Source organism: Crocinitomix algicola (assembly GCF_001661595.2).
GTDB lineage: Bacteria > Bacteroidota > Bacteroidia > Flavobacteriales_D > Crocinitomicaceae > Crocinitomix > Crocinitomix algicola.
The window spans coordinates 137582-160339 of the sequence record NZ_LYPF02000015.1; the positions used below are offsets into that span (position 1 = coordinate 137582).

General features: G+C 36.3%; 23 protein-coding genes and 2 tRNA genes. 15 read left to right on the top strand and 10 right to left on the bottom strand.

Features of this window, described 5'->3' with window-relative positions; translation table 11 throughout:
* Positions 1–61: 61 nt before the first annotated feature.
* The 3 genes from A8143_RS17395 to A8143_RS09510 form a co-directional block, all read right to left on the bottom strand.
* A complete protein-coding gene (locus A8143_RS17395; RefSeq protein ID WP_139134319.1) occupies positions 62–175 on the bottom strand; it encodes a T9SS type A sorting domain-containing protein in 114 nt (37 codons plus the stop codon).
* Positions 176–397: 222 nt separating this feature from the next.
* Complete coding sequence (locus A8143_RS09505; protein ID WP_070137961.1) at positions 398–1276, bottom strand: NAD kinase; 879 nt, start codon at positions 1274–1276, stop codon at positions 398–400.
* 3 nt (positions 1277–1279) lie between these two features.
* Complete coding sequence (locus tag A8143_RS09510; protein ID WP_070137962.1) at positions 1280–1942, bottom strand: CBS domain-containing protein; 663 nt, start codon at positions 1940–1942, stop codon at positions 1280–1282.
* 92 nt (positions 1943–2034) lie between these two features.
* On the opposite strand from A8143_RS09510, the gene A8143_RS09515 reads away from it, so the two are divergent.
* Entirely contained in the window at positions 2035–2754 is a 720-nt protein-coding gene (locus A8143_RS09515) for a pyridoxine 5'-phosphate synthase (RefSeq protein WP_070137963.1), read from the top strand.
* On the top strand, positions 2751–3509 hold the full coding sequence (locus A8143_RS09520; RefSeq protein ID WP_070137964.1) for an alpha/beta fold hydrolase: 759 nt from the start codon (positions 2751–2753) through the stop codon (positions 3507–3509). The genes A8143_RS09515 and A8143_RS09520 overlap by 4 nt, the downstream gene beginning before the upstream one ends.
* On the opposite strand, the gene A8143_RS09525 is transcribed toward A8143_RS09520, so the two are convergent.
* The 4 genes from A8143_RS09525 to A8143_RS09540 all read right to left on the bottom strand — a co-directional run bounded on the left by A8143_RS09525 (position 3506) and on the right by A8143_RS09540 (position 6811).
* Entirely contained in the window at positions 3506–4405 is a 900-nt protein-coding gene (locus A8143_RS09525; RefSeq protein ID WP_070137965.1) for a hypothetical protein, read from the bottom strand. The two genes, A8143_RS09520 and A8143_RS09525, sit on opposite strands and share 4 nt — an antisense overlap.
* An 11-nt stretch (positions 4406–4416) precedes the next feature.
* Positions 4417–5346, bottom strand: a complete 930-nt coding sequence (locus A8143_RS09530) for a succinylglutamate desuccinylase/aspartoacylase family protein (RefSeq protein ID WP_070137966.1) — start codon at positions 5344–5346, stop codon at positions 4417–4419.
* Positions 5333–6220 carry an ATP-grasp domain-containing protein gene (locus A8143_RS09535; RefSeq protein WP_070137967.1) on the bottom strand — a complete coding sequence of 296 codons (888 nt, stop codon included), beginning with the start codon at positions 6218–6220 and terminating at the stop codon, positions 5333–5335. The genes A8143_RS09530 and A8143_RS09535 overlap by 14 nt, the downstream gene beginning before the upstream one ends.
* An 84-nt stretch (positions 6221–6304) precedes the next feature.
* Complete coding sequence (locus A8143_RS09540; protein ID WP_070137968.1) at positions 6305–6811, bottom strand: hypothetical protein; 507 nt, start codon at positions 6809–6811, stop codon at positions 6305–6307.
* A 60-nt stretch (positions 6812–6871) separates the two neighbouring features.
* Between A8143_RS09540 and A8143_RS09545 the strand changes: the two genes are divergently transcribed.
* The 5 genes from A8143_RS09545 (at position 6872) to A8143_RS09565 (ending at position 11623) form a co-directional block, all read left to right on the top strand.
* Positions 6872–7864, top strand: a complete 993-nt coding sequence (locus A8143_RS09545) for a LuxE/PaaK family acyltransferase (RefSeq protein ID WP_245676491.1) — start codon at positions 6872–6874, stop codon at positions 7862–7864.
* 179 nt (positions 7865–8043) lie between these two features.
* Positions 8044–10095, top strand: coding sequence for a polyphosphate kinase 1 (ppk1, locus tag A8143_RS09550; protein WP_070138040.1), 2052 nt, complete (start codon positions 8044–8046; stop codon positions 10093–10095).
* A 48-nt stretch (positions 10096–10143) separates the two neighbouring features.
* A complete protein-coding gene (locus A8143_RS09555) occupies positions 10144–11034 on the top strand; it encodes a Ppx/GppA phosphatase family protein (RefSeq protein WP_070137969.1) in 891 nt (296 codons plus the stop codon).
* A 401-nt stretch (positions 11035–11435) separates the two neighbouring features.
* A tRNA-Gly gene (locus tag A8143_RS09560) sits at positions 11436–11508 on the top strand.
* 31 nt (positions 11509–11539) lie between these two features.
* Positions 11540–11623: transfer RNA gene (locus A8143_RS09565), tRNA-Leu, on the top strand.
* Between the two features lie 72 nt (positions 11624–11695).
* Here A8143_RS09565 and A8143_RS09570 read toward each other — a convergent pair.
* Positions 11696–12460, bottom strand: a complete 765-nt coding sequence (locus A8143_RS09570) for a coiled-coil domain-containing protein (RefSeq protein ID WP_139134320.1) — start codon at positions 12458–12460, stop codon at positions 11696–11698.
* 29 nt (positions 12461–12489) lie between these two features.
* Complete coding sequence (locus A8143_RS09575; protein WP_070137971.1) at positions 12490–12897, bottom strand: recombinase family protein; 408 nt, start codon at positions 12895–12897, stop codon at positions 12490–12492.
* Between the two features lie 192 nt (positions 12898–13089).
* On the opposite strand from A8143_RS09575, the gene A8143_RS09580 reads away from it, so the two are divergent.
* The 8 genes from A8143_RS09580 to A8143_RS09615 all read left to right on the top strand — a co-directional run bounded on the left by A8143_RS09580 (position 13090) and on the right by A8143_RS09615 (position 22151).
* Positions 13090–13653, top strand: a complete 564-nt coding sequence (locus tag A8143_RS09580) for a restriction endonuclease subunit S (RefSeq protein ID WP_070137972.1) — start codon at positions 13090–13092, stop codon at positions 13651–13653.
* A 1-nt stretch (position 13654) separates the two neighbouring features.
* Positions 13655–15142 carry a type I restriction-modification system subunit M gene (locus tag A8143_RS09585; RefSeq protein ID WP_070137973.1) on the top strand — a complete coding sequence of 496 codons (1488 nt, stop codon included), beginning with the start codon at positions 13655–13657 and terminating at the stop codon, positions 15140–15142.
* Positions 15139–16362 carry a restriction endonuclease subunit S gene (locus tag A8143_RS09590; RefSeq protein ID WP_070137974.1) on the top strand — a complete coding sequence of 408 codons (1224 nt, stop codon included), beginning with the start codon at positions 15139–15141 and terminating at the stop codon, positions 16360–16362. The genes A8143_RS09585 and A8143_RS09590 overlap by 4 nt, the downstream gene beginning before the upstream one ends.
* Positions 16359–16676: a hypothetical protein gene (locus tag A8143_RS09595; protein WP_070137975.1), complete on the top strand. Its 318-nt coding sequence runs from the start codon at positions 16359–16361 to the stop codon at positions 16674–16676. Before A8143_RS09590 ends, A8143_RS09595 begins: the two co-directional genes overlap by 4 nt.
* Positions 16677–16680: 4 nt before the next feature.
* Positions 16681–19953 carry a type I restriction endonuclease subunit R gene (locus A8143_RS09600; RefSeq protein ID WP_070137976.1) on the top strand — a complete coding sequence of 1091 codons (3273 nt, stop codon included), beginning with the start codon at positions 16681–16683 and terminating at the stop codon, positions 19951–19953.
* Positions 19953–20660, top strand: coding sequence for a M48 family metallopeptidase (locus A8143_RS09605; RefSeq protein WP_070137977.1), 708 nt, complete (start codon positions 19953–19955; stop codon positions 20658–20660). The genes A8143_RS09600 and A8143_RS09605 overlap by 1 nt, the downstream gene beginning before the upstream one ends.
* A 64-nt stretch (positions 20661–20724) precedes the next feature.
* Positions 20725–21039, top strand: coding sequence for a type II toxin-antitoxin system RelE/ParE family toxin (locus tag A8143_RS09610; protein ID WP_070137978.1), 315 nt, complete (start codon positions 20725–20727; stop codon positions 21037–21039).
* Positions 21040–21050: 11 nt separating this feature from the next.
* Positions 21051–22151 (top strand): HigA family addiction module antitoxin, encoded by a 1101-nt coding sequence (locus A8143_RS09615; RefSeq protein ID WP_070137979.1) that lies wholly within the window; start codon positions 21051–21053, stop codon positions 22149–22151.
* Positions 22152–22220: 69 nt separating this feature from the next.
* On the opposite strand, the gene A8143_RS09620 is transcribed toward A8143_RS09615, so the two are convergent.
* Complete coding sequence (locus A8143_RS09620; RefSeq protein ID WP_070137980.1) at positions 22221–22709, bottom strand: FISUMP domain-containing protein; 489 nt, start codon at positions 22707–22709, stop codon at positions 22221–22223.
* Between the last annotated feature and the right edge of the window lie 49 nt (positions 22710–22758).

The window sequence follows — 22758 nt, forward strand, 5'->3', positions numbered from 1 at the left end:
TATATGAATAAATGTCAAATAATTGTTAAAAAAAAGGCGTTAAATTTTGTACAATAAAGCGTTATTGAATCGTTATTTTCTGGACATAATTTTTATTTCCAATGATTAAATTCAAAAAATATGTGCCTTTTGGTAGGTGTTTTATTTTTAACTCTTTTTTACCATCACCACTCACCGCTAAAAATAATTCATCGCAGACATTCGCAAATTGTTATTGAATTTCTGAAAGCACTGTTATAAAACGAAATTCGGACGATCGATTTGGGTATGCCTTAAATCCGCGTGAATCTACTTGAATTGACAGATCACGACTCACTAATTGATTTTAAACGAGGTATAGAAAATACTATTTTTTGAGGGTATCAAATCAAATACTACATTCGACGAAAAGAATTTTTTAATTCCTACGATCTAGACCCCACATCATTTTATTTCGAATTGTATTTAAGAAGTTTTGATTTTCTGTTTGAATAACGTTTAATTGAAAATTAGCTTTTTTAATCGTCAGTTCAATTGCAGAGTCGATAGTAACCGATCGAGAATCTAATGAGCAAAGGTACTCACGACCACGTCCTTCAATTTTCAATCGAATGGTTCGATCATCAGGAACAATAATCGGCCTAACGTTTAAATTATGAGGAGCTATTGGTGTTATTACATAATCTTTTGCTCCGGGAACAATAATCGGTCCGCCACAACTTAAACTGTAAGCAGTTGACCCTGTCGGGGTAGCAATTATTAGTCCATCCGCCCAGTAACTATTCAAATACAAATCACCTATGTACGTATGAATAGTAATCATTGATGAACTATCCTTTTTATGCACAGTTAATTCATTTAATGCAAAATTATCTTTCCCAAATAACCCCTCTTCGGTAATTAGATTGATTAAAGATCGCGTTTGCAACCTGAACTTACCTTCTTTAATAGAATATAATACATCAACAATATCCTCTTTATACGTCGATGCTAGAAAACCCAATCGACCGGTATTCACTCCTAAAATTGGTATTCCGCTACTGCGAACAATATTTATCGTCTCAAGAAAAGTTCCATCGCCACCTATGGAAATTAAGACGTCAACATCTTCCACTATATCCTCGTATTTATTGAATACCGGATAATCATTAGCCAAAGACAAACGAGGTGCTAAATAAGAACGAAATGGTTGGTAAATTGTAATTTCCCAAGCGAATAGCTCTAGGGTATTAAAAAGTTCTTGAATGTTTGGAATAAATGAATCATTAAATGCTCTACCGTAGATACCTACCTTCATACATTACATATTTAAATAATTCATCAACTCATCATAACGTCTTTTAAGATCATTTCCCCATTCTCCTTTCGCATAACTGGCTTTAATCACATAATCATAACGATTAAAAGTATGTATGATACGATCTAAATCGTTGCTGTTAATCTTTAATGTCACCTCTAGTTCTGTAGAATCAGGTACGGAGGTAATGTAAGAACTCAAAATTTTTGCATTATTTTCCTCCACAATTCGAGCAATTTCCGTCAAGGTATAATCGTGTTGATTCATTACCAAAACGATAATTCCACCTTGTTCTTTAATCGAAATAACTGCCGTAATCTGCGACATTAAAAAAAGTAAGTCGGTGCATCCGATGTACTCGTTATTTTCATTGAGGATTGGAACGACAGTGATTTTCAAGTCTGCAATCGTCTTCATCACCTCATAAACGTGGCGATTACCGTAGATAAAAGGTTTAGGTAAATTTAAAAAACATTCATCTAGACGCAAACTTGGATCGGGCATATCATAAACATCATTTTCTGACAATAAGCCGATGAATTGATTTCCTTTTACAACTGGAAGATGACTTACACGGAATTCATTCATCCAGTTTAAGGCCTTTTCACCCGTCTCAGTGTATTTGAGGGGTGGAATCATTTCGGATATAAGTTCTTCTGCTCTCATTTTAGAGATTTACGTTCATTTATTCCTTGCTAATGTAAGTAATTATTGCGCTATCCTTTCTAAATTTGTAGAAAATTCTTGAATCCGATTTAATGGCTACGAAATTAAGTGTAAATATCAATAAAATAGCAACGATTAGAAATGCAAGAGGAGGCAATACACCTCATCTCGTTAAGTTTGCTCAAGACTGCGAGCAATTTGGTGCAGAAGGAATCACGATTCATCCACGACCAGATGAGCGGCATATCACAACGCAGGACGTATATGACCTGGCTCATGTTGTAAAAACAGAGTACAATATTGAAGGATATCCTGATGATCGGTTTATTAAGTTAATTTCAGATACGCGACCTGCTCAAGCTACATTGGTTCCCGATCCACCTCACGTGCTTACCTCTAATCAGGGCTGGGACACCGTCAAACATTTCGATTTTTTAAAAGACCTACTTGCTCAAATTCATGCACTTGGTGTTCGATCCTCTATTTTCATCGGAACTGATGCTAACTTAATTGAGCATGCGGCTAAGTTAGGTGTTCATCGTATCGAATTATACACCGGACCCTACGCCGACAACTTTAAAAACAATAAAGTTAAAGCTATTGCTCCATTTAAAACTGCCGCAGAAATAGCCTTAAAAAATGATTTAGTTTTAAATGCAGGGCACGACCTAAATTTAGACAACTTGTCTTTTTTTAAATCAGAAATACCAGAGTTAGCGGAAGTGAGCATTGGTCATGCATTAATTTCCGATGCATTGTATTTTGGAATTGAGAATACGATTAATATGTATAAAAAACAGTTAGCAGAATGAAGTTACATTATCGAAAATTAGGAGAAGGAAAGCCGCTTATAATCTTGCATGGATTATTTGGATCTTCAGACAACTGGCAGACTTTAGGTCGGAAATTCGCAGAGGATTATACGGTTTATTTTGTCGACCAAAGAAATCATGGTCATTCCCCAAACTCTGACGATTTTAACTATGATTTAATGGCTGCTGATTTATATGAATTAATACAGGATTTAGGGCTTAACAAGGTTAATATTTTAGGACACTCCATGGGCGGAAAAACCGCCATTCGATTTGCTGTTGATCATTCTGACTTAGTTGACAAACTGATCATTGCTGACATCTCTCATAAGTCTTATCCGTCTCATCATGATCAAATTTTAAAGGGGTTAAATGAAATCGACTTAAGCGCGGTTAAAAGCCGTGGCGGAGCCGATAAAATTTTAGCCAAATACGTACCAGAAATAGGTGTTCGACAGTTTTTACTTAAAAACCTCTATTGGGTAGAAAAAGGTCAGTTGGGCTGGAGAATAAACATCCCTGTTTTGACACGAGAAATTAACAAAGTATTGTCTTTAATCACGTTCGACAAAATAAATTGTCAAACCTTGTTTATCCGCGGGGGTAAATCGAACTACATTTTGGAATCAGATTATGACATGCTGATGGAAAAATTCCCAAATGCTTCAATTCACTCCATTGAGGAGTCAGGCCATTGGCTTCATGCGGAAGCACCTGAAGAATTTTACAATACGGTTATTCAGTTTTTAAGCTAGGCAGACAATAAACTCCGTTTAATTCGCTCCAATAAACGCGAATCCGAACCAGATAACCTTCCATAGCCATCACTGGAAAAATGTGCGCTAAAAATTAACTCCTCTTCTTCTTCAAGGAAAAAGGAGACCTCTACTGCTTGATCTAATGTTCCATGCCTGAATGTGACAAGGAAACTGTCATGCGTATAATCCATGAATTTAATTTTAGCTCCGTTTTCAATAGTCTCACTGCCAATAGACTCATTTGAAAAATCACCTATTGCTCCTCGAAAAATATCATGTACCACACCATTCAGTCGAGCTAACATAATTTGGGGTTCGTATAAGTCTTCTTCTAATTCAAAAGGAAGTTCGTTTAAGTCAACTTCAGTGATATCGTCAGAAGATGAAATTTGAACTTTTGGATCATCATCATTACTATCGGATTCAGACACCTTATCATTTAAACCCGCTGTAACCTTTGCTGTTTCATCTTTCAATTCATTTCGGCCAACCATATATTGTTCTGCTTCAAATGAAAAATCACGTTCAAGCTCTCTTTCTAATTCTTGACGCACTAAAGTCTCTCCTTCACAATTTAATTTCACTCGAACATCTGTTGGTGTTTCATCATTAATCGTAAAAAGAGCTTCAAATACTAAGGCTCCATCCTCGAGTAATCTAAATTTTCCACTTTGAATATATTGATCAGAAATAACTCCATCGAATTTGGCGTGAAAATCATTTTCATGCGCCTCTAAAACGGCCCTATCATTTTCAAATTTTAACAAATCTTCAAACAAAGCAGGTCCATTTGCTGCAGAGATTAACATGACCATGTCATTAAATAGCTTAGTTATTTTTTCAGGATTAGATAGCACGGTTGGTTCAGCGTCTTTAATCACAAAATGTAGCATAATTTATTTTTTTAAAATCCAATATGAAATAATGCGTCTCCTTTATTAACAACGGGATTATTGTTATGTCCAAAAATGAACCCATCATTCTTAGCCGAAACTTTTGATTGATACGTATTATATGGATCCGTTATTCGCCCCAAAACATCACCTTTCTTAACATAATCACCCGATTTTTTTTCCAGTGAAAAAATCCCAGCCCTATTCGCACGTATCCAAAGCTTAGTCTCTAATTCAATTGTTGGATTAATTTCTTGTTTACCTTTAATCATACCCTGACCAATAAGCACATTTCTCAAACCTCTTAAACCTTCTGCTATTGAATTTTCATCAATCCTTAAAGACTCCCCTCCCTCAAAAACAACCATGGGAATATTTTTTGAGTATGCTGTTTTTCTCAGCGACCTTGCGATTAAAGATGATTTAATAATAAGTGGCATATTTAGGTCTTTTGCCAACTTATAACTTCTTTCATCATCACCTGTATATCGCGCTTGCGGAAAATTATGAATACTCTTTCCTCCGGTGTGAAAATCTAAAGCTAAATCAGCAAAAGGTAAAATTTCTGTCGTGAAAACATAAGCTATACGCGCTGCTAACGATCCCGATTTTGTTCCAGGAAAAGAACGGTTCACATCTTTTCCATCCGGAAACCCTCTTGAGAAATTAATAAACCCATACACATTCAATAAAGGAACTGCAATCACAGCACCAGCCTTTAATTTGTTGAATAATTTTTCACGTACAGCACGTCGAACAATTTCAATACCATTTACTTCATCACCGTGTACGCCTCCAGTAACCAACAATGTAGGTCCCGGTTTTTTACTTCGGTACACATGAGCAAACAAATTAATCTCTGTACCGGAAGGTAAGTTAGCCACTGGTATTTGAATGGTAACATTTTCCCCTGGGTTAACAGTAATATTATTTATTTTCATTAGAATAATTTTGTTCTACAAATTGAATCATTTCTTCGGCAATTTTAACCTCTGTTACGCCCTCAATACCTTCTAGACCAGGAGAAGAATTAACCTCAATGATTAAAGCACCTTTTTTTGACCTTAAAATATCTACTCCTGCTACCTGCAAACCAAGCACTCGAACAGCTCTAACTGCTATCTCCTTTTCATCCTCCGACAATTGAATTTTAACCCCTTTACCTCCCCGATGAATATTGGAACGAAACTCTCCTTCACCAGCCATTCTCATCATTGCGGCAACCACTTTGGTTCCAACAACAAATACACGAACATCCTTCCCGCTAAACTCTTCTATAAACTCTTGTAAAATAACTTTAGTTCTAGCATTTACAAACTGATTGAAGAGCTCATGAGCTTCAATTTCATTCTTTACAAGATGGACACCCAATCCTTGCGTTCCTTCCAACACCTTCAAAATAAATGGGTAACCCAATGTTCTTTTGACAATTTTTTCAGCGTGATGCAGGTCATTTGAAAAATAAGATGCCGGAACTGGAATATGATTTCCTGCTAATTTTTGAAGGGACCTAAACTTATCCCGTGAATTTAAAATTCCTTCTGCACAATTTAAAACGGGAACTCCCATCTCTTGAAAGTGTCTTACCACTGCTGTACCATGAATTGTGGCTGAACTTCCTATTCGAGGAATAACGACATCTGGTTTCAGCAAAATCTCATTATTATAGACAACTAAAAAGCGATTCCCTTCAACTAATAAATCACATTCCATATGATCTAAGACCCTTACATTATGTCTTCGTTCTAATGCCGCACGGTAAATCCGAGCTGTTGAATAGAGGTTAGCTCCACGGGATAGAATATAAATCAACATAGCTAAAGTGTCCTTCTTTTCGGTAAAAATATAGGAATTTTAGAAAATTGAAAATTTTTTCCGTGTTAAGTAAATACTATTGATTTAATTTGGATAGAAAGGTTCGGTTTCAATGAGGTTACTCTCATTTAAAGCCTTGTCAATTAATTTGATGGCATATTTAATTGTATCGGATTGCTCTGAACTTTTGTTGCGATATTCAATAACACTAACATCCATCGTTCCTTTAATCCCTCTTGCTTTCCCTTTTACAATAATCGGTTTAATACGGTATGGAAAAACGACAGAATCACCATTAACATCTCTACCTCTCACCCATCCATCTTCATCATCTTTTTCATAATAGTCGATATAGATATTATAGTAATAGTAAGAGTCTTCATTAAAAGGTGGATCAAGTTCTTCAGGAGATAATCCAATATCACCATCGCCGTCTGTAAAATCAAAAGAAATGTAAATTGAATCCTTATAATCTACAATTACTGGATTAGAAATTGAAGGCTCTACTGGATATTCTTCTCTTTTAAAGCATCCAATTAATGTCAATCCTATTGCCACAATCGAAAAAAATAAACTTATTTTTGTGCGCATATACTTCCTTGAATAGATTGTTTTACCAGTAATAATCAAACCAAAGTTATCAATAAAAAGGTGAACGCGCAAAAACCATATAAATTGTCTTTTTCTCCTCACGAAATTTTTAATATTTCAAACGAAGAGGAATTCGAAAAATATGCACTTGAGACGTTTCGATTTCAATGGTCGAACAATGCTGTTTACCGCCGATATTGCGACTTACTGAAAATTGATGTTCAATCAATTAACCGGATTGAAAAAATTCCATTTTTACCCATCTCTTTTTTCAAAACTCACCCTTTAAAATGTTTTGAAGGAGAACCAGCGCAAATTTTTACGAGTAGTGGGACTACAGGAATGAGTCAAAGCAAACATTATATAAAATCGCTTGCCCTTTATGAAAAATCATTTCAAAAAGCGTTTGAAAATAAATACGGTCCAATTGAAGATTTTCTGATTTTAGGTCTTTTGCCAAGCTATCTAGAACGCGAAGGATCCTCATTAATTTACATGGTGGATAAATTTATTCAATCATCAAAATATAATGCAAGTGGTTTTTTTCTGGATAATTATGAAGAAATGCTATCCCTCATCGACCGACATAAAGACGACAAGATTCTGCTCATCGGTGTGAGTTATGCATTATTAGATTTAGGAGAAAAATTTTCCCCAGATTTATCCAATTGTTTAGTGATGGAAACTGGAGGCATGAAAGGAAAGCGAAAAGAAATGGTGAAGTCAACACTACATGCTACATTAAAAAGAAATTTAAATTTAAATGAAATTCACTCAGAATATGGGATGACTGAATTATTATCTCAAGCGTACAGCACCGGAGAAAAATTTCAGTGTCCCAATTGGATGAGGGTTTTAACACGAGCTTATAATGATCCTTTCGAATATGTTATTGGTAAAACTGGAGGAATAAACATTATTGATTTGGCCAATATTTATTCCTGCTCATTTATTGCAACAGATGATTTGGGGAAAGTAATGCCCGATCACTTTGAAGTGGTTGGAAGATACGATAATAGCGATATAAGAGGTTGTAATTTACTCGTGCAATAAAAATTAACAATAAAATTATTTGCTAAAATTTGCTTAATCAAAAAAAAAATATAACTTTGGAACATGTTTTTTCATGGAAACATAGTTTTTTGAGGTGAAAACACCAGCTATTTTTGTAGCTGGTGTTTTTAGTTTATAGCATTCATATTTTATCAATTATTTTTTTTAATCATTCATTAATGAAATTATTCAATCGAGAATTAAGCTGGTTATCCTTTAACGAGCGAGTTCTTCAAGAGTCACTTGATTTATCCAACCCCTTAGTAGAGCGAATTAGATTTTTAGGAATCTACTCTAACAATATGGACGAATTTTATCGAGTGCGCGTTGCCTCAGTTCGGCGACTTACTTCGATCGGGAAAGTAAAGATTGAAGGGTTTTCTGGAGGACCAAAGGCATTGTTGACTGAGATAAAAAAAGTTGTTTTAGATCAGCAACGGATGTTCGAATTATCGTACCAAAAAATAATTCGCGAATTAAAAGAGCACCATATCCTTCAGACAGACGCCAAGCATTTGCGTCCAGATGAGGCTTCGTTTGTTCAGGAATTATTTCATGAAAAAATAAGAGCCGAAATTGTTCCGATTATGCTTTCTTCGAAAAGGCCGTTCCCACATTTGAAAGACGGAGGAAATTATTTAGGAGTTAAAATGACTAGTTTCGAAAAATCAAGAATAAAATATGCCTTGGTCGAAATTCCTAAAAATGTAAAGCGATTTGTAATTATCCCAACAGAAGAAGGTTCTCCGAAAAAAATCATCTTATTGGACGATATCATTCGCTATAATTTAGCAGAAATTTTTTCGATTTTTAATTACGACGAAATTACTGCTCATTCTTTTAAAATCACCAGAGATGCGGAGCTTGACGTTGACGACGACATCTCAAAGAGTTATTTAGAGAAAATGAAAGAAAGCGTTGAAATGCGAAAGGTAGGGGAAACAGTGCGATTCGTTTATGATTCTTCAATGCCCATTGATCAGTTGCAATATTTGATGGATGCCTTAAAACTTCAGCCGGGGGAAAATATTATACCGGGAGGCGTATACCATAACTTTAGAGACTTTATGGGATTTCCCGACTTTGGCATTAAAACACTCACTTTTAAGAAAAGAAAGGCTTTACAACATCCAATTTTTAAAAATTCTGACAAACCCCTCATAAAAGAAATTTTAAATCAAGATATCCTCTTAACTTATCCTTTTCAGACTTTCCAGCACGTGGTCAATATTTTAAGAGAAGCCGCAATAGACCCTAAAGTTCTATCCATAAAGATTAATCTTTATCGAGTTGCACCTAATTCTCAAATAATTAATGCATTAATTTCTGCTGCTCAAAATGGCGTCAAGGTAACTGCAATAATTGAACTGAAAGCTCGGTTTGATGAAAGCAATAATATCAAATGGTCTAATTACTTAGAAGATAATGGTGTAAACGTTCTTTTTGGTGTTCAAAATTTAAAGGTGCATTCGAAACTCTTTATCATTAAACGCAAATCCGGTAATAAAACACAAAGTATTGCCCATATTGGAACGGGGAATTTCCACGAAAAAACGGCAAATATATACACCGATTGTTCTCTATTAACGGCCAATAAATCAATTACACGCGAGGTTGAAAAAGTTTTTAAAATATTCAAAAATAATTTTGATCGAAGTGTGTTTAGGGAATTAATCATTTCTCCTTTCAATATCCGCAGAAAGATTACAGGTTTAATTGATCGTGAGATAGAGCTCGTTAAAAAAGGAGAGGAAGGAAGAATTACAATAAAGCTGAACAATTTAGTTGATGCTAAAATCATTAAGAAACTTTATGAAGCTTCCTCGGCAGGTGTTAAGATCAACTGTATCATTCGTGGAATATGTGCACTAATTCCCGGTGTTGAAGGGTTAAGTGAAAATATTACCGTTCGCAGTATTGTAGGACAATATTTAGAGCATACACGAATCTTAGTGTTTAATAATGGAGGAGATCCAAAATATTTCATCTCTTCTGCTGATTGGATGACCAGAAACATAGACAGAAGGATTGAGGCTACAGTACCAATTTATGATGAAAACATCAAAAAGGACCTCCAGTTTATGTTAGATGCTTATTTCCTAGATAATCAAAAAGCGCGAGTTATTGATGAATCGCAATCCAATAAGAATGTGAAATCACAATTAACTAAAAAATACAATGCTCAAACTGAAATTTATAATTATTTTCAGTCAAAATTAAAGTCAAATTAAATGAAAGACTATTAGACCGTAGAAAGGTCTTAAAGTCACAATAATTGAATGAAATTCGGAGCAATAGACATTGGAACAAATGCGGCACGACTGCTCATTGGAGAAGTTGTGAATGACGAAAAATCAACCTGGGTAAAAAAAATTTCCTATACAAGAATTCCCTTAAGATTAGGGGTTGAGGTTTTTAGTAAAGGATCTATTTCGAGTAAAAAAGCCGAAGAATTTAAAAAATCCATGTTGGCTTTTAAGTTGATAGCGGATGTCTTTAATGTAAAAGAACTAAGAGCATGTGCGACATCTGCCATGCGTGAAGCGGATAATGGGAAAGAAATACGTGAAATGATTCTCGCCGAAACGGGAATTCCCATTGAAATAATAGATGGTGAAGTTGAAGCTGAAATAATTTTCACATCATTCTTAAAGATTGATTACGACCTAAGTAAACCTTTCATAGTTATTGATGTTGGAGGAGGTTCAACTGAAATTTCAATTTTTTATCGCGGCGAAAAGAATAACTCACGATCATTTAAAATTGGTACCCTACGAATGTTAAAGAAAAAAGTGGATAAAGACATTTGGGACACCATTAACGAATGGTTACAAAAGACGTTGCGGAAGGATATGGATTATTTGGTTTTCGCAACGGGAGGTAACATTAACAAAACGCATAAACTTTTAGGTAAAAAAGGAAATGAACCAATTTCATACAAAGACCTGAAAGAAATTTATGGGGAATTAAAATCGCTCAGTTTGGCAAAAAGAATCTCAAAATTCCAATTAAGGCCTGATCGAGCTGACGTAATTGTTCCTGCCATGCAAATTTTTCTAAAAATCTTAAAACGACTGGACTCCTCTGAAATGTACGTGCCAAAAGTCGGATTATCAGATGGTATGATTCAGCAAATGCACCAAAAACACTTGGCAAAAAAGGATAAGTAGCATGCTTTTTTTTATCTTTTTTTTAAAAAAGTCGCTATTTATGCATTTCGTTTTAGAAAATAACTCTATATTTGCCACCCGCAAAGAAAAAGTTCTTTGTTAGAAGCGACAAAAGCAAATCAAATTTATTGAAGTAAAAATTCAATATTTCTGGATGTCATGCAATTGTTTTTTGAGATTGAAATGAATATAGGTTCATAAAGCATTGCGAGAGTAGCTTCCCGTACATACGGGAGTAGAGCACGCCATATAAATGGCAAGGTCGCGGATTTAGATTGAAATGAATATAGGTTCATAAAGCATTGCGAGAGTAGCTTCCCGTACATACGGGAGTAGAGCACGCCATATAAATGGCAAGGTCGCGGATTTAGATTGAAATGAATATAGGTTCATAAAGTATTGCGAGAGTAGCTCAGTTGGTAGAGCACGACCTTGCCAAGGTCGGGGTCGCGGGTTCGAATCCCGTCTCCCGCTCAAAGTTTGAATTTATTAGAGAATATATGTTGCTCGAGTGGTGGAATTGGTAGACACGCAAGACTTAAAATCTTGTGTCCATTAGGACGTGCGGGTTCAAGTCCCGCCTCGAGTACAGATGAGAAAAAGCCAGGTCGAAAGACTTGGCTTTTTTGTTTGGATGAGGCCGAATGAAGCTTGCTTCAATTCAGATGAAGAGAAACAAAAAACAAGACACGGAGTGGATTGGCTTTTTCTTTGACAATGACGTGCGGGACTCGCCGTAGGAAATTCCCGACTCGAGTACAGAAGGGGACAAATCAGAATTTTCTGAATTTGTCCCTTTTTTGTTTCCTCCAAATTCCCCGTTATTTCTACAAAGTAGCTCAACGACTTGATTCAATTCAGTGGTTCGACATTTGGATTTTGACAATCTTATTTTTTCTGGGAAAATTGAACCGATTAAAGCTCGTTTGTTGTCATATCCACTGTTTTCATAGATACTGCTGAGGTTCGACAATAGGCCTAAGCCACTCTCAATGTATGAAGCAATTGGAGTTGAAGTTTTCTCTAATTCCTCCTTTTCAGCTTTCAAATCACTGAGTCTGGTTTCGAGTTTTCCTATGACCCTATTGAATGTATCAACTCCAACATCATTATTTGCAAGCTTATCATCCATATTATCAATTTGCTCTTGGGTACTTCTAATTTCTCTTCCAACAGCTCTAAGCCTATTGAGTTGGTCTTGTTTCTCTTTTAATGCAGCATCAGACAGAATCTCACGATATAAGTTCTTCACATTGTTGTTAATGGTCAACTCATCAAGTAATTGACTGAACATACCATGAACTTTAGCACGTTTAATTCTTGTCCCATGCTTGCAATGGCAGTAGTGATGCAAACCATTTCTTCCCATAGATGAACTGGCCGTTACATTTGTATTACAGCAATCACAAGTAAGGTAATTTCTCAATGGGAACAACTCATTTCTATGTGAAGGAACTACTCCATTCCAAGCTTGGAATCCAGAATGTTCTGGACTTTAACAAACGTAGAGTAATCGATTATACCTTGGTGCTTACCTTCTACAATTCGTGCTGGTTCTTTTTTGTACTCTGGTACTGATATTTTACCAGCATACACTACCTTTCTGAGTGCTCGTAAGAAATTACTCTTACTCATTTTTAAACCTTTTTTCTTGAGCGAAATCAATACAGATTCAGCTGACTCGATACCTGTTGCAACTCGTTCGAATCCTTCCTTGATATATTTAGCCTTTTCGGGTACTATTTCAAGTGTTCCACGCTTCTTTTTACCTTCGACAATCTTTGCGTTTTTATAGCCGTATGGAGCTTTATTTATGAAGTACCCATTTTTAAGAGCACCGTGATTACCATCACGGATACTCATACTTCTTACATCATTATTTTTTTAATAAAAGTTGTAGAGCATTGCAAATCAATAACTTAAATTCATAGCAGCAACAGCTTTTTTAAAATAGAATGCCTATACAAAAAATAAAAAATCATTTTTATTTGGTGGATTGAAATAAAATCACCAGGTTTGTAGTCAGAATAGAATGAGTATACAAAATATTTTTTAATGAAACACAAACTTTGTGACATAGCTGACATCCACTTCGGCCCCTACTTGAAAGGTGGCGATGATGGTGATGTCAAATACTTACTTGCAAGTCATTTTGACAAGTCATTTCGTCCAACCAAGTTTGAACACAGTTTCATTGAGCTTGATGAGAAAACCAATGAAGAACTTCTCCAGTCCAATGATGTCATATTAGCTGGAAAAGGTCAAAGAACATTTGCTTGGGCTTACGATGTAAGTATGGGACCATGTGTTCCATCCTCCTTGTTCTTTGTATTGAAAACCAACCCAAACGAAATCAACGGTAAGTATTTAGCACATTATTTAAACACAGAAAAAATGCAACACCAACTCAAGTTGATTGGTGGTGGACTAACTGTTCCTTCTATCCCTAAAAAGGAGCTACAAAAGCTCAGTATTCATATCCCAAGTATGGATGAACAGATGAGGTTTGTTGAGTTAGCTGAACTACTTGAAGAAGATGTTGCATTAACAGAATCACTACTATCAAGGAAAAGAGCAATGAGAAATTCAATACTAAACAGAATTATAAAAACGAATTAAAATGAGTGATAAATTAACACAAGCAACGATTAACAAAAAGGTCTGGAATGCCTGTGATACATTCCGTGGAACAATTGATGCTGGACAATACAAAGATTACATCTTGACCATGCTCTTCGTGAAATACATCTCAGATGTAAATGCTGAGATAAAAGAAGAGTATGAAAAGAAGTACAACGGTGATGCAAAGCGTGTAGAACGTGCTATGAAACATGAACGTTTTGTTGTTCCAGAAGAGAGCTCTTTCGATTTTATCTATAGTCAGAAAGGGAAAAGTAATATTGGAGAGATAATTAATATCGCCTTAGATAAACTACAAGATGCAAACAACACCAAATTAGATGGTGTATTTAGAAACATTGATTTTAACTCAGAAGCTAACCTTGGAGAAACCAAGGACCGTCAAAGACGACTGGCAAATCTACTGAACGATTTTGCAGACCTCAACCTCCGACCTTCCAACTTGGAGGGAAATGATGTCATTGGAGATGCTTATGAATATCTCATTGCAAACTTTGCTTCTGACGCTGGAAAGAAAGCTGGGGAATTTTATACACCATCTGGAGTATCTACGCTTTTAGCAAAATTGGTAGAACCCAAAGAAACCAACCGAATCTGTGACCCAACATGTGGTTCGGGTTCACTTTTATTAAAAGCAGCAAAAGAAGTTGGCTCCAAGAATGTGAGCCTATATGGTCAAGAGGTAAACGGTTCTACCTACGCCTTAGCCCGAATGAACATGTTCTTGCACGAAATGGACAGTGCCCGTATTGAGTGGGGTGACACCATAAACAACCCTAAGCTTGCGGAAAATGATGCACTCATGAAATACGATGTGGTAGTGGCAAATCCGCCCTTCTCATTGGACAAGTGGGGTGCTGAAAATGCGGAGGCTGATAAGTACCAACGTTTTTATAGAGGTGTACCGCCTAAGAGTAAAGGTGATTATGCATTCATTACTCACATGATTGAGACCTTGAATGAGCATGGGCGTGCTGGTGTGGTGCTACCACATGGTGTTCTGTTCCGTGGAAGTTCAGAAGGAAAAATTCGAAAGCAACTGATTGAAGAAAACCTTCTGAAAGCAGTGATTGGACTACCAGCTAACCTCTTCTTTGGTACAGGCATCCCAGCATCCATTTTGATTTTTGACAAGGATAAAGGTGACAACACCGATGTATTATTTATTGATGCTAGTAATGAGTACGAAAGTGGCAAAAACCAAAACCAATTGCGTGAGACCGATATTGAGAAAATATTCAATACCTACCATAATTGGGAGGAGATTGAAAAGTACTCTCATATCGCTACGCTTGAGGAAATTAAGGAGAACGATTACAACCTCAACATCCCGAGGTATGTAGATACGTTTGAAGAGGAAGAACCTGTGGATATTGCTGAAACACAAAAAGAAATTGCAGCAATCAAATCTAGAATTGCTGAGGTAGAAATCCAAATGGAAAAATATCTAAATGACTTAGGGATATGAGCTTTTTGAGACGAAAATTTATTGACAAGAAAATTCCTATTCTTCCCAATGGTTGGAAAATTGTTGAGCTTCCTAAAGCTGCTTTCTTTCAAGAAGGGCCTGGATTAAGGAATTGGCAATTTACCAAGAAAGGCATCAAGGTTATTAATGTAACAAACTTAGTCAATGGTTACTTAGATTTAGATAAAACGGATAGGCATATTTCTCTAGAAGAGTTTAATGAAAAGTACACCCATTTTGAGGTAGATGAAGGTGATATTGTAATGGCTAGCAGTGGAGCAACTTACTGCAAAGTTGCTGTTGTGAGGGATATTGATTTACCATTAATGATGAATACTAGTGTGATTCGATACAAACCTCTCAACGGTGTCGACTACAATTATTTAAAATCATATTTAGAATCTAGTTTTTTTAAAACTCAAATCGATTTCCTAATTACTGGAGGAGCCCAGCCAAACTTTGGGCCAGTGCACATAAAGCAGTCATTAATAGTTCTGCCGACTGAGCCAGAGCAAAAAGCTATTTCAAATATTATTTCAACTTGGGACGCTGCCATCACCGACACCCAAAACCTCATCCAACAACTCAAACTCCGTAAAAAAGGATTGATGCAGCAATTGCTAACGGGTAAAAAACGGTTGAGTGGATTTGATGGGGAGTGGGAAATTGCCAGAGGGAATGAACTGTTCAAGAATCACAGTAATAAGAACCATGATGGTGAATTAGAAGTACTTTCTGCAACTCAAGACCAAGGAGTAATCCCAAGGTCTGAAACAGGCATAGACATCAAGTATGACCCTAAATCTTTGAAGAACTATAAAAAAGTTGAAATAGGTGACTTTGTAATTAGTTTGAGGTCTTTTCAAGGCGGAATTGAATATTCGAGGTATGAAGGCATAGTTAGTCCAGCATATACAGTATTGAAGGAATCAAAACCAATCGCAAAAGATTTTTATCGAGAGTATCTAAAAACTACAGATTTCATAAACAAACTGAATTCGATTATTTATGGAATAAGGGATGGGAAACAAATTAGCTATAAAGAATTTGGAACCTTGAAAATTCACTACCCACCTATTGATGAGCAAAATGCAATTGCTAAAGTTATTGCGACAGCAGATGAAGAAATAAAATCATTTGTAAAAAAACTGGAATCATTGGAGAACCAGAAGAAAGGACTCATGCAACAATTATTAACTGGACAAAAACGAGTGATATGAGGCTAGACATAAATGATTTAGAAAATAGATTTAAAGAAAAATATGAAGTTTTTATCGATGAGAAAATCAAAGCACTTCCAACTATAAGGAAATATGTGGAGATTTCACAAATAACATCTAGTCTTCATAATAAGCAGTTGGAGGTTTGTGAAGAAATTGCGGAAGATATTGGTGCTGATATCAATTCCATGTATACAACAAGCTTTTTAGGTGGGTTTCAAGCTTCGGGACTTTCACTCATTCACATCATGACAGTAAATGCGGCAAAAGAACTGGATAAAAAGTTATTTGATGCCATCGATGAATTAAAATAACAATATGAAAACACCATCATTCATAGAGGACCACGTTTCGCAAATACCAGCAATACAATTGCTCATCAATATGGGCTACGAATATTTGTCTCCAACTAAAGCATTAGAGTTACGTGGTGAAAAGACATCTACTGTTCTTTTTGAAAGCATATTGAAAACACAACTCCAGAAAATCAATAAGATTCATAAGAAGGGAAAAGAATATGAATTTTCTGAGGCTAATATCAATTCAGCCGTTGGAGCTATTAAGGACCTTCCAATTCAAGATGGTTTTTTAACCGCCAATTTGGCTTTGTACGATTTAATCACATTGGGTAAAGCTTTTGAGCAATCCATTGAAGGAGATAAAAAAAGTCATACGATTCAATACATTGATTGGAAGACCCCAGAGAATAACGTTTTTCATGTCACCGAAGAGCTTAGTGTACTAAGAACGGGAAGAACAGAACACTACCGTCCAGATGTGGTGCTATACATCAACGGTATTCCTACTTGTATTATTGAATGCAAAAGCCCTTCTCTTAGCGGCACCAAGTCGCCTACTGAATTGGCAATAGAACAGCACATCCGCAATTTTAGTAAAGATGGGATTCGTTCATTGTATGCGTATTCAAACTTGCTACTGAGTATAGCCACTAATGATGGAAGCTATGCAACAACGGGAACAAGCAAAGAATTCTGGGCAAAGTGGAAAGAACTTTTCTTAACCAAACAAGATGAAACAGCATACTGGTCCACGCTCAAGGAATTAAAGAATCAAGCACTATCCAAGGACCAAAAAGCAGCTTTGTTTGCTGAGAGAAAATATGGATTCAGTTATGCAAAACCATACTTTGACAGCTTGGAGAGTGAAGACAGAGCACTCACCAAACAAGATGAGTTATTGTACAGTTTATGTCGCCCAGAACGCTTATTGGATTTGATTCGCAATTTCACCTTGTATGATGATGGGGTCAAGAAAGTTGCAAGGTATCAGCAGTACTTTGCAGTGCAAGAAACCAATAAACGAGTTTCAAAAATTGAGAAGTCAACAGGCATGCGAAAAGGCGGCGTAATTTGGCACACCCAAGGAAGTGGAAAATCATTGACCATGGTCATGCTGGCGCAAATGATAGCCACCAACGAAAATATTACTAATCCAAAAATCATTTTGGTGACTGATAGAGTTGATTTGGACGACCAGATATCAGATACCTTCAAGAAATGTCAAAAGACCGTTAAACAAGCCACAACAGGCTCAAAATTGACGGAATTACTGGAGGAGAACAACGATGCTATCATTACAACCGTCATCAACAAGTTTGAAGCAGCGGTAAAGCAGACAAAAGAACCATTTGATTCTCCCGACATATTTGTGCTAATTGATGAAGGTCACCGAACGCAATACGGAACATTCAATGTCAGCATGCAGCGTGTATTTCCTAAAGCTTGTTTCATAGCCTTCACTGGAACACCATTGATGAAGAAGGAAAAAAGCACGGCAAATAAATTCGGTGGATACATTGGGAAGGCTTACACCGTAAATGATGCGGTGGAGGACGGTGCTGTGGTCCCATTACTTTATGAAGGAAGGCATAACCTCATTACTATCAATGAAGACCCAATCAATCGATTCTTTGATAAAGTGTCCGAACCATTAACCGATTACGGTAAAGCTCGATTGAAAAAGAAATTCAACACGGTTAATGAGCTGAATAAAGCGGAGCAAATCATTTATGCACGAGCTTGGGATATCAGTGAGCATTACACCAACTTCTTCCAAACCCATGGAGATAAATACAAGCCAAAAGCACAATTGGTGGCTCCAACCATTAGGACTGCTCTATTGTACAAGCAGTACTTGGATGAAATTGGAATGGTGACTTCGGAGGTGGTGGTGACTCAGTCGGACCAGCGTGAAGGAACAGAAGACGGTTTCTATAGCAATAATGAAGACAAGAAGCGAGAAGACGATTACTTTGAAGCAATGATTGACAAATACGGTTCAATCAAGAAGTATGAAAAGAGCATCATCAATCAGTTTAAGAAACGTGAAGACCCAGAGCTTCTTATTGTGGTAGCAAAGCTATTAACTGGATTTGATGCTCCAAATAACACCGTGCTATATCTTTGTCGTTCATTGAAAGAGCACACATTATTACAGGCCGTAGCTAGAGTGAACAGGGTTTACCCTGGGAAAGATTATGGTTATATCATTGACTATTATGGCAACCTTGAGAATCTAGATAACGCATTAGAAACTTATTCCGGATTTGATGGCCTAAAGGGTTTTGATCCCAAGGATTTGGAAGGCACAATGACCAATATCAATGAAGAAATTAAAAAGCTTCCACAAGTACATTCAGAAGTTTGGGATACTTTCAAGACCATCAAGAATAAGAATGTTGAGGTTACTGCCTATGAAGAACTTTTGCAAGCTGAGGATGTACGTACCAAATTCTATGAGAAGGTCGGTAAATTCGCTCGATTATTAAAGATGGCTTTGTCATCGGTGGAATTCGTTACCAAAACAGATGATGCTAAAATCGACAAGTACAAGCAAGATGCTAAATTCTTCTTGAAACTTCGTGTGGATGTCACAAGAAGATACAATGATGATATCTCTTACAAGGAGTTTGAGCCACAGATACAAAAGCTAATCAATAAGCACATTTCTACAGAAGGTGATATCATGAAAATTACCGAATTGGTAAACATCTTTGACAAGGAAGAACGTGATGCTGAGGTGGAGAAAATTACTGGAAAGGCTGCCAAAGCTGACCACATTGCGAGTCGAACGGTGAAGGCCATCAACGTGAAGATGGAAGAAGACCCAATCTACTTTAAGAAGCTGGCTGACCTCATCAAAGAAACCATTGCTGACTATCACCAAAAGCGAATTGATGAAGCTGAGTACCTAAGAAGAGCTAAGGAACATGAGAAGGAGTTCTTTGAAGGGCGAACCAAGGATGCACCAAAGGAACTTGCTGAAAATGAAGTTGCATTGGCCTTCTACAATTACAGCAAATCCATTTTCGAGAGTGATGAACTGGCACAATCAAAATTCCATATTGAAGTGAGTCTAGCAATCGACGATACTGTAAAAGAACACATCTATCTCAACGATAAAAAGATTGTTGATTGGCATAACAATGAAGACATCACTGGTAAAATCAATATTGAAGTTGGTGATGCCTTGTATGAAATCATGCAGAAGTATGGATTAGACCCAGAGTGGGATAAGATTGACGAGATAATTGAAGAGTGTTTGAAAATTGCAATTCTAAAATATAAGTAATGAGTGTGGACCAAATAACATACGGCACATCGCTCATTGAATATTCATTGGAATATGATGACAGGAAAACGCTTGGAATCAAGGTGCGCCCAGATAAAAGTGTAAGGGTCATTGCTCCAGTAGAAACCACAATTGATGAGGTTAGAAAGAAAGTTAAGAGCAAAGCTTCATGGATATTGAAGCAGCAAGAATTCTTCCTTTCCTTCCATCCAATAACACCACCACGAAAATTTGTTAGCGGTGAAACTCATCTATATCTGGGGAAGCAATACAAACTAAAACTGAGAGAATCGAACACCCAGACAGTCAAGCTTCATGGTGGCCTGTTGGAGGTACATGTCAAAGACAAAGGTGATAAGGATAAAATCCAGAAACTGATTAAAGCTTGGTACAAGGAAAAAGCAGACCAGCATTTTGTTGAGTTATTTGAAAAGAACAAACCGCTCACCAACACTTTCACAAAGAAACCAATTGGATTGAAGTATCGGTGGATGGATAAGCGTTGGGGAAGTTGCGATAAGAAAGGTGGAATTCACCTCAACTTGGAATTAATTAAAGCACCCAAGAAGTGCATTGAATATGTTTTAGTTCATGAATTGTGTCACTTAGTCCACCATGACCATAGTCGGGCTTTTTATGAACTGCTAGAAAAGCTCTTGCCAGACTGGAAAGAGACAAAGCATAAACTTGAAAAATTGATGGTGTAAAATGTTAAATAATTGTTTTTGTTCACTTTTTTGTGAACTTTTTGACTAATATTGCGTAAATTAAATGGAAGTAGAATTCAGAAGCAAAGAACTGGAAGATTTGTACGAGGGTAAAAAACCAAAGTCTAAAGCCTTCAAATCCAACAAGAAATTGGTTAAGAATTACGTGAAAACCGTGAAGAAAATCCAAGGGGCTCAAGACTTGAATACACTGAAACAAATTAGAAGTCTTAATCTTGAAAATCTCACAAATCATCCACAAGGATTCTCTTCTGTTAGAATTGATGACAAGTATAGATTGATAATTGATTTAGTTAAAGATGATGAAGATGACGTAAAACTCATTGGTATCGAAGAAATCAGCAATCATTATAGTTAAAAAGGGAAACTATGGGAACAAGAATCGAAGAATTAACACCAGCATTTAGCATACATCCAGGCGAAATGATTTTAGATGAAATCATGGCGAACGGATATAGTCAGTCTGAGTTTGCTAAAAAACTTGGAATGAATAGGTCTCAATTAAACGAGATTATTAAAGGCAAAAGAGATGTAAATGCAGAATTAGCCACACTCTTGGAGGCTGCACTTGGTCTTCCAGCAAAGTACTGGTTGAACTTGCAAAACCAATATGACATTGACAAAGTGAAAATTGAGGAAAAGGCAGCTAAACAAGTTGATGCAATTAAAGAGTTTGATGCTATATCTCAATTTGTTGCAGTAAAATACCTAAAAAAGCAGTCTATCATTTGCGGAGACCCTGTTGATGATTTACCAAATATCTACAATGTTTATGGTGTACATAATCAACAAGAGTTGATAGCGGAATATAATAACCCACAATATGCAAGATTTAGAAAGTCAGAGAAATTGAATATCGATAAAACTAATCTCATTGGCTGGGTGAAGTACTCCGAATTCACTGCAAAGAGGGTAGATGTAAGTACTTTCAAAGATGATTCATGGGAAAGCCTTAAAAGGGAACTCAGAAAAGTCATTTATGATAATAGAGATGTGCATGAGCGCGCGCGAAACATTCTTGGAACCTATGGAATTAAGCTGTTATATCAGCCGAAAGCTGAAAAGGTGCCAGTTGATGGTATTGCTTTCTGGAGTGATGAAAACCCAACTATATCAATGACTCTTAGGCATAAAAGGTTAGATAATTTTGCATTCACCTTATTTCATGAACTAGGTCATGTTTTTCTACATCTTCTTGGAGATAGAGACAAAGAGATTATAGACTTATTTAAAAACGATGAGAAATTCAAAACTTCCAAAGAGGAGATAGAAGCAAATGACTTTGCATCAGATAATCTCATTCCAAAAGATGATTGGAGTTCTTTTATGGCCAACGAGTCAATTACAGAAGAAATGGTTTATGATTTTGCAGATAAAGTAGGAATCAATGCTTCAATTATACTTGGAAGGATTTGTTTTGAGATAGGGAGATACAATATCAAGACTAGTATTAGCCATCAAATTAATTAGAAGATGGAATTTCAAATACCATCATTCCAAGATAGGTACAATGTCTATAATGAATGCATTGACAATCTTTCAGAAAAGGCAAGTCTTCCCAATATTACTTCTAAGTGCAACTCCTGGGGCGATACTATCTTTTTGAAAGTAATACATCAATTGATTCCATTGCTCTATTGATGGTACTTCCCAACCTTCTGGAGCAAAACCCCTTGGGTCATTGATAGCATACCAGTTATAGTAATATTCTCCATCATGAATACAGTATGCTGGATCTTTGCTGATTCTTGAGACTTTGTCCCACTGCTCATCATTGTCAATTCTTTTAATCGGGTCACCATTTTTAAAATGTGTTCCCTTGTAGTTTTCGCTGGTCCACTCACGATGAGCAATTTTCGTTGTTTTACAGTTTAATTCAAGCTTAAAGTTATTATTAGGGTTAGCGTCTTCAACCTCAACGTCATCATCATGTTTATTAATCTCACCTGTACTGTCTTTTGTTATGCTATTACATGAGCATAAAAGAATAGTGGCAAAAATTAAGCCTTTGTATTTCAGCGTATTCATATTGAAAAGACAATAAACAACTTAAATGATCGGCCGTATACGCCCTTTG